Origin of the sequence: Thermomonospora cellulosilytica, assembly GCF_014138835.1 — a bacterium.
In the GTDB taxonomy this organism is placed as follows: Bacteria; Actinomycetota; Actinomycetes; order Streptosporangiales; family Streptosporangiaceae; genus Thermomonospora; species Thermomonospora amylolytica.
The window spans coordinates 6,768,161-6,781,866 of the sequence record NZ_JACJII010000001.1 but is presented as its reverse complement, the minus strand read 5'-3'; the positions used below and the strand labels follow the sequence as shown (position 1 = coordinate 6,781,866).

General features: G+C 74.0%; 14 protein-coding genes. 8 read left to right on the top strand and 6 right to left on the bottom strand.

The features are described 5' to 3' along the window. Positions 1-55: 55 nt before the first annotated feature. The 3 genes from HNR21_RS31850 (at position 56) to HNR21_RS31840 (ending at position 2,875) form a co-directional block, all read left to right on the top strand. Positions 56-1,405, top strand: coding sequence for a cytochrome P450 (locus HNR21_RS31850; RefSeq protein ID WP_119729026.1), 1,350 nt, complete (start codon positions 56-58; stop codon positions 1,403-1,405). A 67-nt stretch (positions 1,406-1,472) separates the two neighbouring features. Further along, a complete protein-coding gene (locus tag HNR21_RS31845) occupies positions 1,473-2,276 on the top strand; it encodes an SDR family oxidoreductase (protein ID WP_182708052.1) in 804 nt (267 codons plus the stop codon). Further along, positions 2,276-2,875 (top strand): TetR/AcrR family transcriptional regulator, encoded by a 600-nt coding sequence (locus HNR21_RS31840; RefSeq protein ID WP_119729028.1) that lies wholly within the window; start codon positions 2,276-2,278, stop codon positions 2,873-2,875. The genes HNR21_RS31845 and HNR21_RS31840 overlap by 1 nt, the downstream gene beginning before the upstream one ends. Positions 2,876-2,878: 3 nt before the next feature. Here the strand turns inward: HNR21_RS31840 and lhgD are convergent, their stop codons facing one another. The 3 genes from lhgD to hisN all read right to left on the bottom strand — a co-directional run bounded on the left by lhgD (position 2,879) and on the right by hisN (position 5,147). After that, complete coding sequence (gene lhgD / locus HNR21_RS31835) at positions 2,879-4,054, bottom strand: L-2-hydroxyglutarate dehydrogenase (protein ID WP_233358557.1); 1,176 nt, start codon at positions 4,052-4,054, stop codon at positions 2,879-2,881. 19 nt (positions 4,055-4,073) lie between these two features. Next, positions 4,074-4,265 (bottom strand): tail-anchor membrane protein, encoded by a 192-nt coding sequence (locus tag HNR21_RS31830; protein ID WP_119729029.1) that lies wholly within the window; start codon positions 4,263-4,265, stop codon positions 4,074-4,076. A 99-nt stretch (positions 4,266-4,364) separates the two neighbouring features. After that, positions 4,365-5,147 carry a histidinol-phosphatase gene (gene hisN / locus HNR21_RS31825; protein WP_119729030.1) on the bottom strand — a complete coding sequence of 261 codons (783 nt, stop codon included), beginning with the start codon at positions 5,145-5,147 and terminating at the stop codon, positions 4,365-4,367. 144 nt (positions 5,148-5,291) lie between these two features. Here hisN and HNR21_RS31820 point away from each other — a divergent pair, with 144 nt between their 5' ends. The 4 genes from HNR21_RS31820 (at position 5,292) to HNR21_RS31805 (ending at position 8,832) form a co-directional block, all read left to right on the top strand. Continuing rightward, positions 5,292-6,455 (top strand): thiolase family protein, encoded by a 1,164-nt coding sequence (locus HNR21_RS31820; RefSeq protein ID WP_182708051.1) that lies wholly within the window; start codon positions 5,292-5,294, stop codon positions 6,453-6,455. Positions 6,456-6,483: 28 nt separating this feature from the next. Continuing rightward, positions 6,484-6,924, top strand: a complete 441-nt coding sequence (locus HNR21_RS31815; protein WP_119729032.1) for a winged helix-turn-helix transcriptional regulator — start codon at positions 6,484-6,486, stop codon at positions 6,922-6,924. Positions 6,925-6,955: 31 nt separating this feature from the next. Continuing rightward, positions 6,956-7,843, top strand: a complete 888-nt coding sequence (locus tag HNR21_RS31810) for a coiled-coil domain-containing protein (protein ID WP_182708050.1) — start codon at positions 6,956-6,958, stop codon at positions 7,841-7,843. 95 nt (positions 7,844-7,938) lie between these two features. Then, positions 7,939-8,832, top strand: a complete 894-nt coding sequence (locus HNR21_RS31805; RefSeq protein WP_119729034.1) for a phenylalanine 4-monooxygenase — start codon at positions 7,939-7,941, stop codon at positions 8,830-8,832. On the opposite strand, the gene HNR21_RS31800 is transcribed toward HNR21_RS31805, so the two are convergent. The 3 genes from HNR21_RS31800 to HNR21_RS31790 are packed head-to-tail and all read right to left on the bottom strand — an operon-like array spanning position 8,807 to position 12,761. Continuing rightward, the gene (locus tag HNR21_RS31800; protein ID WP_182708049.1) at positions 8,807-10,300 is read right to left on the bottom strand and encodes an FAD-binding oxidoreductase; all 1,494 of its coding nucleotides are present in this window, start codon (positions 10,298-10,300) and stop codon (positions 8,807-8,809) included. The genes HNR21_RS31805 and HNR21_RS31800 overlap by 26 nt on opposite strands. Positions 10,301-10,318: 18 nt before the next feature. Continuing rightward, positions 10,319-11,860: a serine/threonine-protein kinase gene (locus HNR21_RS31795; protein WP_182708048.1), complete on the bottom strand. Its 1,542-nt coding sequence runs from the start codon at positions 11,858-11,860 to the stop codon at positions 10,319-10,321. 28 nt (positions 11,861-11,888) lie between these two features. Then, the gene (locus HNR21_RS31790; RefSeq protein WP_220500377.1) at positions 11,889-12,761 is read right to left on the bottom strand and encodes a helix-turn-helix domain-containing protein; all 873 of its coding nucleotides are present in this window, start codon (positions 12,759-12,761) and stop codon (positions 11,889-11,891) included. 151 nt (positions 12,762-12,912) lie between these two features. Between HNR21_RS31790 and HNR21_RS31785 the strand changes: the two genes are divergently transcribed. After that, positions 12,913-13,692 (top strand): SDR family oxidoreductase, encoded by a 780-nt coding sequence (locus tag HNR21_RS31785; protein ID WP_182708047.1) that lies wholly within the window; start codon positions 12,913-12,915, stop codon positions 13,690-13,692. Positions 13,693-13,706: the final 14 nt, after the last annotated feature.

Genomic DNA, 13,706 nt, shown 5'->3' with positions numbered 1-13,706 from the left:
GCGCGATAGAACGAAGCTACAGAAATCGCACTTCTGTTCCTCGCGGGAGGACCGCATGCCCAGCATTCTCGCCCCCCCACCCGAGGGCAGCGACCTCAAGCCGGTCCTCGGCGACCCGGGCGTCCCGCTGATCGGCCACACCCTGCAGACCATGCGCGACCCGTTCGGGATCGCGCGCAACCGGTACCTGCGGTTCGGGCCGGTCTCCTGGGGCTGGCTGCTGGGCCGCCGCACGGTCACCGTGCAGGGCCCCGAGGCCGCCGAGACCGTCCTGGTCAACAAGGACAAGGCGTTCGCCAACGGCCCCGCGTGGACGTACTACATCGGCCCGTTCTTCACCCGCGGCATCATGCTGCTGGACTTCGAGGAGCACCTGCACCACCGGCGCATCATGCAGCAGGCGTTCACCCGGCCCAAGCTGCGGGCCTACATGGAGGCGATGGGCCCGGGCATCGAACGCGGCGTCGGCTCCTGGACCCCCGGCGACGGCTGGAGGTTCTACGACCACATCAAGCAGCTCACCCTGGACCTGGCCACCGACGTGTTCATGGGCGTGGAGCTGGACCGGTCCGAGGCCGACCGGATCAACGGGGCGTTCATCGACGCCGTCCGGGCGGGCACGGCGTACGTCCGCTTCCCGGTGCCCGGCCTGCGCTGGCACAAGGGCCTGCGGGCCCGCAGGGTGCTGGAGGAGTTCTTCCGCGGGCACCTGCCCGCCAAGCGGAGCCGGGGCGGTGACGACCTGTTCGCCGCGCTGTGCCAGGCCGAGACCGACGACGGGCACCGCTTCACCGACGACGACGTGGTCAACCACATGATCTTCGCGTTGATGGCGGCGCACGACACCTCCACCATCACGATGACCACGATGGCCTACTACCTGGCCAGGCACCCCGAATGGCAGGACCGGGTGCGCGAGGAGTCCCGCGCCCTCGGCAGGCGCGTGCCGGAGTTCGCCGACCTGGACGCGCTGGCCTCCCTGGACCTGGTGATGAAGGAGGCCATGCGGCTGGTGTCGCCGGTCCCGGCGCTGCCCCGCCGCGCCGTCAAGGACACCTCCGTCCTCGGCCACCACATCCCCGCGGGCTCGACCGTGGTGGTCCCGACGCTGACCAACCACCGGATGCCGGAGGTCTGGAAGGACCCCGAGCGCTTCGACCCGGAACGGTTCGCCGAGCACCGCCGCGAGGACAAGGTCCACAAGTACGCCTGGGCCCCGTTCGGCGGCGGCGCGCACAAGTGCATCGGCATGCACTTCGCCGGGATGCAGATCAAGGCGGTCTTCCACCAGATCCTGCTGACCCACCGGTGGAGCGTCCCCGACGGCTACGAGTGGCCGCTGGACACCACCTCCCTGCCCTCGCCCGCAGACGGGCTGCCCGTACGACTGGAAAGGCTGTCATGACCGCACCGGCACGCCGCGGCGTCTCCTGGGTGGCCCGGCGGCACCTCGACGCGAACGGAGAGCGCCCATGAGCAGGGTCATCGCCATCACCGGGGCGGCGCGCGGGATCGGCTTCGCCACCGCCGGGGCGCTCGCGGCCAGGGGCGCCAAGGTCGCGATCGGCGACGTTGACGAGACCGCCGCCAAGGAGGCCGGGGAGCGGCTCGGCGTCCTCGCCCTGCGGGTGGACGTCACCGACCGGGCCTCGTTCGAGGCGTTCCTGGAGGACGTGGAGGACGGGCTCGGTGCCCTCGACGTGCTGGTCAACAACGCCGGCATCATGCCGATCGGCCCGGTGACCGGGGAGTCCGAGGCCGACGCCCGCCGCTGCCTGGACGTCAACGTGCACGGCGTGATGACCGGCACCAGGCTGGCGCTGGAGCGGATGCTGCCGCGCGGCCGGGGCCAGATCGTCAACATCGCCTCGCTGGCCGGGGTGCTGCCCACGCCGGGCCTGGCGCTCTACAACGCCAGCAAGGCCGCGGTCGTGGCGTTCACCGAGGCGACCCGGCTGGAGGTGCGGGACCGGGGCGTGCACGTGGGGGCGATCCTGCCGTCGTTCACCAACACCGAGCTGATCGCCGGGACCCGCAGCCCCCGGGGGATGCGCAACTGCGAGCCGGAGGACGTGGCCGCCGCGGTGGTGCAGATGATCGCCAGGCCGCGGCCGCAGATCGTCGTGCCGCGGATGCTCACCGGCCAGATCCGGATGATGGGCCTGATCCCCGACGGTGTGAAGCGGTTCATGGCCCGCCGGTACGGGCTGGACACCATCTTCCTCGACTTCGACCGCGAGGCCCGCAAGGGCTACGACGCGCGCATCCGCGGCTGATGGAGAGGCTGCTGAGCCGGCCGGACGCCGGGCGGGAGCCGCCCGACGCGCTGCAGGCGCGGATCCTGGACGCCGCGCTGGCGGAGTTCGAGGAGCACGGGCTGCGCCGGGTGAGCATGGAGGACGTCGCCCGGCGGGCCCGGGTCGCGCGCACCACCATCTACCGGCGGTTCGGCACCAAGGAGCAGCTCGTGCAGGCGGTGATCCTGCGCGAGTGCCGGCGGTTCCTGTCCGGGATCGCCGCCGCCACCGAGGGGCTGTCCGCCGAGGAGGCGCTGGTGGAGGGGTTCGTGGCCGGGCTGCGCGAGGCCCGGTCCAACCCGCTGCTGGCCCGGGTCGCCGTCAGCGAGCCGGAGGCGTTCCTGCCCCAGCTCAGCATGAACGGCGGCGCGGTGATGCTGGCCGCCCGCGACATCCTGGTCGAACGGCTGGGCCGCGACCGGCCGGGCGCGGACCTGGACGGGGTGTGCGAGGTGCTGCTGCGGGTGGCGCTGTCGCTGCTGCTGGTCCCCGGCGGCGGGCTGGCGGTGCACGACGACGACAGCGCCCGCGCGTTCGCCCGCCGCCACCTGCTGCGGCTGCTGCCCCCTCCGGGCTGACCGTCAGTCCGCCAGGACCTGGGCGGCGACGTGCTCGGCGATCGCCAGGGACGAGGTCGCGGCGGGGGAGGGGGCGTTGCGGACGGTGACGACCGGGCCGAGCCGCCCGATCCGGAAGTCGTCCACCAGCGACCCGTCCGGGTCCACCGCCTGCGCCCGTACTCCCGCCGGTGCGGGCACCAGGTCGGCGACCCGCAGTTCCGGGACGAACGACCGGGCCTCGGCGGCGAACGCCCGCTTGACCGCCGACCCGTACATCTCCCTCAGCCCGGTGCGCCAGTGCCGCCGCGCCAGCCGCCGGAACCCCGGCCAGCGCAGCGTCTCCCACACGTCGGCCGGGTGCAGGTCGCGCCGCCGGTAGCCCTCCCGGGCCAGCGCCAGCACGGCGTTCGGCCCCACGTCCACGCCGCCGTCCACCCGCCGGGTGAAGTGCACGCCCAGGAACGGGTACCGCGGGTCGGGCACCGGATAGATCAGTCCCCGCACCAGGTCCGTGCGGTGCGGCGCCAGCCGGTAGTACTCCCCGCGGAACGGCACGATCGCCGGGGCCGGGTCGTCGCCCGCCAGCCGCGCCACCCGGTCGGACTGCAGCCCCGCGCACACCACCAGCCGGTCGAACGCCAGCTCCTCGTTCACCACGACCCGGCCGCCGGACCTGCGGATCCGCGTCACCTCGAACCCGAGCCGCACCGTCCCGCCCGCCTCGGTCACGTCCTCGGCGAACGCCCGCGCCACGGCGGGGAAGTCCACGATCGCGGTGTGCGGGGAGTGCAGCGCCGCCACCCCGGCCGCGTGCGGCTCGACCTCGCGGAGCCCGGCGGCGTCCAGCCAGCGCAGCCCCGGCACCCCGTTGGCGGTGGCGCGCCGCCGGATCTCCCGCAGCCGGGACACCTCCCCGGCGTGCCGCGCCACGACCACCTTGCCGCACTCGACGTAGGGCAGCCCGCGTTCGGCGCAGTACTCCTTGAGCAGCCCGATCCCGCGGCGGCACAGGGTGGCCTTGAGCGAGCCGGGCGCGTAGTACAGCCCCGCGTGGGCGACGCCGCTGTTGTGCCCGGTCTGGTGCGCGGCGAGCCGGTCCTCCTTCTCCAGCACGGTCACCCGCGTGCCGGAGGCCGCCAGCCGCCGCGCCGTCGCCAGCCCGATGATCCCGCCGCCCACCACGCCGATCGAAGTCACGGCAGGACGTTAGCGCGGGTCAGCTCCCCAGCCGCTTGCGGGCCTGGCCGCGCAGCCGGCGGCGCTGGGAGGGGTCCAGCATCAGGTACGCCGCCACGGGCAGCGCGATGATCCCCAGCACGATGAGCGTCGCGAGCAGCGGGCCCAGAATCTTCAGCGCGAGGAACGTCACGGCGATCCCGCCGATGACGTACACGGCCTTGCCTGCCATCTGACACCTCCGAAACCCGGTACTCGGGCAACGGCCGTGCCCCGCCCGTGGTTCCGCGCACGGCCGCAGAACCACGATATGTCGCGTTCGGCCGGCGGGCTAGCCGCCGAGCGTCCGCAGCACCTCGTCGTGCAGCAGGCCGTTGGTGCACACCACGCTGCCGCCGTCCGGTCCCGGCGCGCCCGCCAGGTTGGTGAACGTCCCGCCCGCCTCCTCGACGATGACCTGCAGCGCCGCCAGGTCCCACAGCGACACCTCCGGCTCGGCGGAGATGTCCACCGCGCCCTCGGCCACCATCATGTGCGACCAGAAGTCCCCGAACGCCCGGGTCCGCCACACCGTCCGGGTCAGGTCCAGGAAGTTGTCCAGCCGCCCCCGCTCCTCCCAGCCGCTGAGGCTGGAGAACGACAGCGAGGCGTCCGACAGCTTGGCCACCGACGACACCTGCAGCCGGGCGGCCTGCGACAGACTCCGGCCGGTCCACGCGCCGCCGCCGCGCGCCGCCCACCAGCGCCGGTTCAGCGCGGGCGCCGACACCAGCCCGACCACCACCTCGTCGTGCTCCATCAGCGCGATCAGCGTCGCCCACACCGGGACGCCGCGCACGAAGTTCTTGGTGCCGTCGATGGGGTCGATCACCCAGCGGCGCGCGCCGTGCCCGGTGCTGCCGTACTCCTCGCCCACCACCGCGTCGCGCGGACGGGCCCGCTTGAGGGTGCCGCGCACCTGTTCCTCGACGGACCGGTCGGCGTCGCTGACCGGCGTCAGGTCCGGTTTGGTGTCGATGCGCAGATCGAGCGCACGGAACCGCTTGGTCGTGATGTCGTCCGCCGCGTCCGCCAGCACGTGCGCCAGACGCAGGTCGTCGGTGTAGCCCGCCATGCCTGGCAACGCTACCGCGATCACGGCTCGCACCGGGATGCTCACGCCCGCGTGACGGCGTCCCGGTTCCGCCGGGGGTGGGTTGTCTTTTCCAACCCACAGGGGCATAGTGGGTTGGAGAATCCAACTCACTGGGAGGCTCCCATGCGGGACGCGGTGATCGTCGAGGCCGTGCGCACCCCGATCGGCAGGGGCAGGCCGGGCGGGCTGCTGCACGCCGAGCACCCCGCCGACCTGCTGGCGCGCACCCTGGCCGAACTCGTCCGGCGGGCCGGCATCGACCCCGCCCAGGTCGACGACGTCGTCGGCGGGACCGTCACCCAGGTCGGCGACCAGGCGGTCAACATCACCCGCAGCGCCGTGCTGGCGGCCGGGTTCCCCGAGAGCGTGCCCGCCACCACCGTCGACCGGCAGTGCGGCTCCTCCCAGCAGGCCGCGCACTTCGCCGCCCAGGGCGTGCTCAGCGGCGCCTACGACATCGCCATCGCCTGCGGCGTGGAGTCGATGTCCCGGGTGCCGATGGGCTCGGCCGTCCTGCCCGGCTCCGACCCGTTCGGCCCCGCGCTGACCGCCCGCTACCCCGACGGCCTGGTCGGGCAGGGCGTCAGCGCCGAGCTGATCGCCGCCCGCTGGAAGATCTCCCGTGAGGAGATGGACGAGTTCGCGCTGACCTCCCACCGCCGCGCCGCCGACGCATGGGAACGCGGCGAGTTCGACCGCGAGGTCGCCTGGACGGGGCAGCGCGACGAGTCGATCCGCCCCGGCACCTCCCTGGAGGCGCTGGCCGGCCTGAAGCCCGCCTACTACGACCCGGCGATCGCCGAACGCTTCCCCGAGATCGGGTGGAACATCACCGCCGGCAACGCCTCGCCCATCAACGACGGCGCCGCCGCCCTGCTCATCATGGGCTCCGACGTGGCCGCCCGGCTGGGGCTGCGCCCCCGCGCCCGGTTCCACTCGTTCGCCGTCGCCGGGGACGACCCGCTCCTCATGCTCACCGCGATCGTCCCGGCCACCCAGAAGATCCTGGCCCGCGCCGGGCTGGAGCCGTCCGACATCGACCTGTACGAGGTCAACGAGGCGTTCGCCCCCGTCGTGCTGGCCTGGCGGCACGAGATCGGCGTCGACCTGGACCGCGTCAACGTCCGCGGCGGCGCCATCGCCCTCGGCCACCCGCTCGGCGCCAGCGGCGCCCGCATCATGACCACGCTGCTGCACGCCATGGAGGACCGGGGCGCCCGGCTCGGCCTGCAGACCATGTGCGAGGCAGGCGGCCAGGCCAACGCGACCATCCTGGAGCTGCTGTGAACGCCCCCGGGCTGCCTAGGCTGTAGGCATGCCCAAGGATGCCCGGCCACGCCCCTGCTCCATCGCCGACGCCCTCGAGGTGGTCGGGGAACGCTGGACGCTGCTGGTCATCCGGGAACTGTTCCACGGCGTGCGCCGCTTCGACCGGATCGCCCGCAACACCGGGGCCTCCCGCGACATCCTCACCGCCCGGCTGCGCAAGCTGGAGGCCGCCGGCATCATCACCCGCCGTCCGTACTCCGAGCACCCGCCGCGGCACGAGTACCACCTGACCGCGGCGGGCCGGGAACTGGGCGACGTGCTGCTCATGCTGGGCAGGTGGGGGGACCGCCACCTCAACCCCGACGACCCCCCGGTGCGCTGGCACCACTCCTGCGGGGAACTGCTGGACCCCGTCGTGGTCTGCGCCTGCTGCGGCGGGCCCGCCCGCGAGGGCGCGCACACCCCGGTCGGCCGCGGCGTGCTGTGAACGGCCCCGGCACCCGCCGGGAGGTGGCAGCATGAGGCGCATGCCGCACGACCTTCCCGCATGGGTGGCGGAGCTGACCGACCCCCGCCGCGCCCGGACCCTGGACGAGCTGGCCGACCGGCTGGTGCCGCTGGCCGAGCACGCCATCGACGTGTCCCGGCGGCTGCAGGGCCTGCTCGGCGAGCTGAACGGCCCGTTCGGCCGGGAGGCCCTCTACGAGCTGGTGGAACGGCTCAAGGCCCGGGTCGACGAGGCGTACGGGGAGATCTCCGCCGAGATCGCCGCCTCCGGCCGGGAACGGGCCGAGCGCATCGACGCCGCCTGCACCCGGCACGTCGCCGGGCCGCCCGGCCCCGACCCCGCCCCGCCGGAGGCCGAGGTGCTGGCCGCCCGGCTGCGCGAGCGGGTGGCCGAGGAGGTCGGCCCGCTGATCGACCGGCAGCGGCAGGCCGCCGCCGAGCAGGTCGGCGCCCGCGCCCGCCAGGCCCTCGACCAGGCCGTCCAGATCATGCTGGGCCGGGTCGAGGAACTGGCCCGCTGCACCACCGACCTGGTGCACGAGGTGCTGCCGCTGGCCCGCGAGGGACTGGAGCTGGCCGGGCGGATCACCGAGCTGTCCGGCCGGGCCCGCCGGGCGGGTCTCGGTCCCATCACGCCCGACCTCGGCGCGGAGGCCGCCCGGACGGTCGCCGCGTTCGAGGAGGCGGTCGGGCGGCTGGAGCTGGAGTGGTCGGGGCTGGGCGCGCGCACCGCCACCGTCAAGGCCGCTCTGCGCGGTGCCGAGGAGGCCGCGTTCAGCCAGGTCAGCGCCGCGATGACCCGGTGCGTCGAGGAGCTGGCCCCGGCCCACGCGCAGGCGCTGAACGAGGCCGAGGCGCGCGCCATGACCCTGCTGCGGGAGCTGTCGGCCCGTCCCTAGGTAACGGCCGGGCGACAGGATGTGGGCGCACTTGCCATAACGGGGCTGACCTGGTCTTCTCGGAAGCATCCATCCGCTTCGACGAGGAGGCGACGATGATGGAGGAAGCGCAGTACTTCGCGCCCGTCAACCAGGACGAGCACGGTGAGGTCACCGTCGAACTGGCCAAAAGCCACCCTGGTTTCGCGGACCCCATCTATCGCAAGAGGCGCAACGACATCGCGCGCCTGGCCCTGAACCACCGGCGCGGCGACCCCGTCCCGGTGGCCGAGTACACCCCCGAGGAGCACGAGGTCTGGCGTCTGGTCAGCCGGGAGCTGGCGGCCAAGCACCGCCGGTACGCGATCCGGGAGTTCCTGGACGCCAAGGAACGGCTGGCGCTGCCGGAGGACCGGATCCCGCAGCTCCAGGAGGTCTCCGACCGGCTGGAGTCGCTGACCGGGTTCCGCTACCTGCCGGCCGCCGGGCTGGTGCCGCTGCGGGAGTTCTACGGGTCGCTGGCCGACTCCTACTTCCACTCCACGCAGTACATCCGCCACCACACCGTCCCGTTCTACACACCCGAGCCGGACGTGATCCACGAAGTCCTCGGGCACGGCAACACGCTGGCCTCGGACCGGTTCGCCGAGCTGTACCGGGTGGCGGGACGCGCGGCCCGCCGGGTGGAGAGCCAGGAGGCGCTGGAGTTCGTGTCCAAGGTCTTCTGGTTCACCCTGGAGTTCGGGGTGATGACCGAGGGCGACGAGCTGAAGGCCTACGGCGCGGGGATCCTGTCCTCCTACGGGGAGATCGAGGAGTTCCGCAAGATGGACATCCGGCCGCTGGACCTGGCCGCGATGGGCACCACCCAGTACGACATCACCAAGTACCAGGTGGTGCTGTTCAGGGCCGAGTCCATGGACCACCTGGAGGACGTGGCCGGCACGTTCTGGGACACCTGCGACGACGAGTCCATCGCCCGGATCACCCGATCGACTGTGGGAACCTGAACAGCCCCTCCGGGTCGTAGGCCCGCTTGACCCGGGCCAGGCGCTCGTAGTTGCCGCCGTAGTACGCGCGCCGCCAGCCCCGCAGCTCGGGGTCGACGTAGTTGACGTACGCGGCGCCGCCCGCGTACGGCTCCATCGCGGCGTGCAGGTCGCGCAGCCATCGCCGGTCACCGGTGTCGGCGATGTACTGCACGGTGAACAGCGCCCGGCGGTGCGGGAAGGCGGTGTCGCCCGGACGGACCCGCCCGACCGCGCCGCCGAGCGCGTCCAGCAGCACGCTGCGGCCCGCCACGTCGTTGCCCTCGGTGAACGCGCCGACCAGCGCGTCGATCGCCGGGCCGGGCAGCGGGCGGGCCGCCACGTGCGACTTGGCCGTGTACTCGGTGCGCGGATACCGGCCGTCCGGGCGGGTCCCCGGCAGGGTGCCCGCCCGGTGGCAGGCGTCGCCCGAGCACCCGCCCATCTGGCGCATGGCGTCCAGGTAGGGCTTGCGGTCGGCGCCGCGCGAGGACGGGTCGGCGCGCACCGCGGCGGCCAGCCGGTCGAGCTGCGGGCCGGGATCGCCGAACGACACCCCGATCACGTCGAGGGCCGGGGTTCCGGTGGACGGCTCGGTGTTGAGCTGCAGCCCCGACCACAGCTCGTCGGGCGCGGCCGGCGCCCACGACTGCCAGGCGGCGATCACCCGGCCGGCGTTCCGCCACGGCCACCGCAGCGCGAACGTGGACACCTCGTCGGCCGGATACGCGCGGAACGTGAACGAGGTCGCGACGCCGAAGTTGCCCCCTCCGCCGCCCCGGCACGCCCAGAACAGGTCCGGCTCGCGCCGCGCGTCGCAGTCCAGGATCCGGCCGTCGGCGGTCACCACCTGGACGGCCTCCATCACGTCGCAGGTCAGCCCGTACCGGCGGGCCGTCACGCCCAGCCCGCCGCCCAGGGCCAGCCCGGCGATCCCCACCGTGGGGCACGTCCCCGCCGGCACCGCCACCCCCTCCTTGGCGAGCCCTTCGTACAGGCCGATCAGCCTGGTCCCGGCACCGACCATGGCGCGCCCGCCCTCGACCCGTACGTTGTCCATCGCCGACACGTCGATGACCAGCCCGCTCCCGGTGGACCAGCCCGCGTAGCCATGCCCGCCGCAGCGCACCGCGACCGGCAGCCGCCGCCTGCGGGCGAACGCGAGGCACTCGCGCACGTCCTCCGGCCCCGCGCAGTAGGCGATGCCCGCCGGGCGGATCCGGTCGAAACGCGGGATGTAGAGCCTGCGGGCCTCGTCGTAGGCGTCGTCGCCGGGCCTGATCAGCCGCCCGGCCAGCCCTTCTTCGAGCGCCCGCCAGTCCGCGGGGCCGGTCACCGCGGGGGAGGCGGCCCGGGTCCGGGTCGGGGCGGTCCTGGGGGGTGCGCCGCCGTCGCAGCCCGCGGCCAGCGCCGCGAGCCCGGCGGCGGCGAGGAAGCCACGCCGTTCCATACGGGTTCTGATCCCCGCTCAGGCGGCCTTGAACGACCGCAGGAACATCTCGAAGTGGGGAACGCTCTCCGCCCACACCGACTGGAACGCGATCATCGTGATCATGTAGAACTCGCCGTTGAACCGGAACACCCGGACCCGGGCATGGCCCGCGGTGCCGTTCTCGGTGAAGGTGAACTCCACTTCGGCGGCCTGTTCACCCAGGTAGTCGATGCCCTCCCGGAACGAGATCTGCCGGTAGTCCTGGTACTCGGTCTTGAGGCCTTCGGTGGCCGTGCCCAGATTCTGCGCGGCGGTGCCGAGCCCGCTGCCCAGCGGAATCACCGAGATGCCCCGCCTGCGGCCCTCGGTCCTGTCGAGGAACGACCAGTCGCGCCCGTCCTGCTCCCGCTGCCAGCCCCGTGGCACCAGGGCGGTGAACGCCCCGCCGTCATGGCTCACGTAACCGTCCGGCGGCACGGTGCCCGACCGGTCACCGGACGTGGCGCCGTGCGTCGGTGTGCCGGGCGGGGACGAGGGAGGGCCGTCGCGGTCGACGAGGACCACGGCGGTGATCGCGCCCGCCAGGAGCACGACGGCGACGATCACGGCGGCCACCAGGATCGCGTGGTTGGGCGTGGACGGCGTGCCCTGCGGCGGCACGGTGGGGCCGGAACCGGGACCGGGAGCGAGGGTGGGACCGAGCGGGCCGACACTGGCGTTCCTGCCGCCCGCGCCGGGCGGCATTCCCGCCAGGACCGGCGCCACCGGCTCCCCGCCGGCGACCGCGCCGAGCAGCCGTTCCGCATCCTCGGCCGTCATGCGGTGCGCCGGATCCTTGCGCAGCAGCCCGTCCAGCACCGGGAGCAGCGGCCCGGCGTTCACCGGCGGATCGTACGGCGCGTCGGAGCCGATCGCGGCGATCATCGACCACATGTCGGGGCGCCGGAACGGCGGGCGGCCCTCCACCGCCGCGTACAGCGTGGCCCCCAGCGACCACAGGTCCGCCGGCGGCCCCACCTCCAGGCCCCGCGCCTGCTCCGGCGACAGGTAGGAGGGCGAGCCGACCAGCCCGCCGGTCCGGGTCAGCGTCTCCTCACCGGCCAGCACCGCGATCCCGAAGTCGGTGAGCACCGCCCGGTCCCCGTCCAGCAGCACGTTCGCGGGCTTGACGTCGCGGTGCACCACCCCGGCCGCGTGCGCCGCGCGCAGCGCGACCGCCAGGTCCCGCCCGATCGCCGCGGCCTGGTGCGGCGGCAGCGGACCCCGCTCGCGCAGCACCTGTTCCAGGGAACGGCCGCGCACCAGCCGCATCACGATCCAGGGCCGCTCGTCCTCCTCCACGACGTTGTGCACGGTGACGATCCCCGGATGGTCCAGCCGCGCCGCGGCCCTGGCCTCCCGGTCCACCCGCGCGTACAGCAGGGCGCGCCGCCCGTCGTCCAGCCCCGGCGGCAGCACGACCTCCTTGACCGCCACCTCACGGCCCAGCCGCAGGTCCCGGGCCCGCCAGACCGCGCCCATCCCGCCCTGTCCGATCCGCTCGATCAGCTCGTACTGACCCGCGATCACCCGGCCCATGAACGGGACCTTACCGAGCGGGCGCCCCTCAGGCCCGGTCGGCGTGCTCGCTCAGCGGCCCGCCGGCCGCCGCCAGGCTGCCCAGCAGCCGCAGCGCCGCCTCGGCCTCCGAACCCGCGGGGGCGGTGTAGGTCACCAGGACCTGGTCGGGCTCCCCGATGGGACGCAGCGACTCGTAGTCCAGCGCCAGCTCCCCGGCCTGCGGATGCCGGATCGCCTTGCGGCCGTGCGTCTTCTCCTTGACGTTGTGGTCGGCCCACCAGCGGCGGAAGTCCTCGCTCTTCACCGACAGCTCGCCGACCAGCGCGGCCAGCTCCCGGTCGTCGGGGTGGGCGCCGGCCTGCAGCCGCAGGAACGCCACCGTCTCCCGCGCCTTGACCGTCCAGTCCACGAAGAGCCGCTGCACCTCGCCGTTCAGGAAGATCAGCCGGGCCCAGTTCCGCTCGGCCGGCGGCAGCGCGGCGAAGTCGACGAACACCGTGGCGGCCAGCCGGTTCCACGCCAGCACGTCGCCGCGCCGCCCCAGCACGTACGCCGGAACGCCCTCGGCCATGTCCAGCAGCCGCTGCAATCCGGGACGCACCCGCTCGGCCCGCGCCGCCGGGCGCCGCGCGCGCCGCACCGGCCGGGCCAGGTTGCGCAGGTGCGTGTACTCGGTCTCGTCCAGCCGCAGCGCCTGCGCGACCGCGGCCAGCACCTCCTCGGAGACGTTCTGCGTACGGCCCTGCTCCAGCCGCACGTAGTAGTCCACGCTCACCCCGGCGAGCTGGGCCAGCTCCTCCCGGCGCAGCCCCGGCACCCGGCGGCGCGCACCGCCGAACGGCCGCAGCCCCACGTCCTCGGGTCGCAGCCGGGCCCGGCGGGTGCGCAGGAACTCCGCCAGCTCCGCGCGTTTGTCCATGCCGTCCAGTATCGGCGCCCGCGACCCGATGAGGGTGGTCCTGGCAGACCCAGGAAACCCGTGCCCCGGTGGACCAGTGCGCTGGGTGACCGCCTCCGCCCCGCCGAGCATGGGGGACGTCGAGCCAACGACCAGCGAGGAGAAACACGGCATGACCTCCACCACCGTGGAAACCACCGCCGCCGCGCGGCCGCTCACCGGCCGGACCGCCGTCGTCACCGGCGCCTCCAGCGGCATCGGCGCCGCCGCCGCCCGCGTGCTGGCCGACCGGGGCGCCCGGGTGGCGCTGCTGGCCCGCCGGGCCGACCGGCTGGAGGGGCTGGCCGCCGACCTGGGCGACGCGGCGCTGCCCGTCGTCTTCGACGCCACCGACCCGGCCTCCCTCGACCGCGCCCGCGCCCGCATCGCCGGCGAGTTCGGCCGGGTGGACCTGGTGCTCAACAACGCGGGCGTGATGCTGGCGGCCCCGTTCGCCGACGGCCGGACCGGCGAGTGGCAGCGGATGATCGACACCAACGTGACCGGCGCGATCCGGGTGGCGCACGCCTTCGTGGACGACCTGGTGGCGGCCGCCGCCGAGGGCCGGCCCGCCGACCTGATCGACATCTCGTCGGTCGCCGCCGTCATGGCGTTCCCCGGCTACGCCGTCTACTGCGCCACCAAGGCCGCCGTCACCCACCTGTCCCGCAACCTGCGGACCGAGCTGGGGCCCCGGCGGGTCCGGGTCACCAACATCCAGCCCGGCCTGGTCGCCACCGAACTGCAGGGGCACGTCGACCACCCCGAGGCGGTCGCCATGCTCGAGGACTGGCGCACGGCGCTCACCTGGCTGACCGACCAGGACGTCGCCGAACTCGTCGCCTACGTCGCCGCGCAGCCCTGGCACGTCAACCTGCCCGAGATCACCATCATGCCCACCGAGCAGGTCTGACCCGGGCCGGTCAT

Bases quoted from the DNA above. Each gene is read 5' to 3' on its own strand.
- HNR21_RS31840 (WP_119729028.1), top strand. From the start codon at position 2,276: ATGGAGAGGCTGCTGAGCCGGCCGGACGCCGGGCGGGAGCCGCCCGAC.
- HNR21_RS31785 (WP_182708047.1), top strand. From the start codon at position 12,913: ATGACCTCCACCACCGTGGAAACCACCGCCGCCGCGCGGCCGCTCACC.
- HNR21_RS31815 (WP_119729032.1), top strand. From the start codon at position 6,484: ATGCCCAAGGATGCCCGGCCACGCCCCTGCTCCATCGCCGACGCCCTC.
- HNR21_RS31790 (WP_220500377.1), bottom strand. From the start codon at position 12,761: ATGGACAAACGCGCGGAGCTGGCGGAGTTCCTGCGCACCCGCCGGGCC.
- HNR21_RS31800 (WP_182708049.1), bottom strand. From the start codon at position 10,300: ATGGAACGGCGTGGCTTCCTCGCCGCCGCCGGGCTCGCGGCGCTGGCC.
- HNR21_RS31845 (WP_182708052.1), top strand. From the start codon at position 1,473: ATGAGCAGGGTCATCGCCATCACCGGGGCGGCGCGCGGGATCGGCTTC.
- HNR21_RS31795 (WP_182708048.1), bottom strand. From the start codon at position 11,860: ATGGGCCGGGTGATCGCGGGTCAGTACGAGCTGATCGAGCGGATCGGA.
- HNR21_RS31805 (WP_119729034.1), top strand. From the start codon at position 7,939: ATGATGGAGGAAGCGCAGTACTTCGCGCCCGTCAACCAGGACGAGCAC.
- HNR21_RS31820 (WP_182708051.1), top strand. From the start codon at position 5,292: ATGCGGGACGCGGTGATCGTCGAGGCCGTGCGCACCCCGATCGGCAGG.
- HNR21_RS31830 (WP_119729029.1), bottom strand. From the start codon at position 4,265: ATGGCAGGCAAGGCCGTGTACGTCATCGGCGGGATCGCCGTGACGTTC.
- HNR21_RS31810 (WP_182708050.1), top strand. From the start codon at position 6,956: ATGAGGCGCATGCCGCACGACCTTCCCGCATGGGTGGCGGAGCTGACC.
- hisN (WP_119729030.1), bottom strand. From the start codon at position 5,147: ATGGCGGGCTACACCGACGACCTGCGTCTGGCGCACGTGCTGGCGGAC.
- HNR21_RS31850 (WP_119729026.1), top strand. From the start codon at position 56: ATGCCCAGCATTCTCGCCCCCCCACCCGAGGGCAGCGACCTCAAGCCG.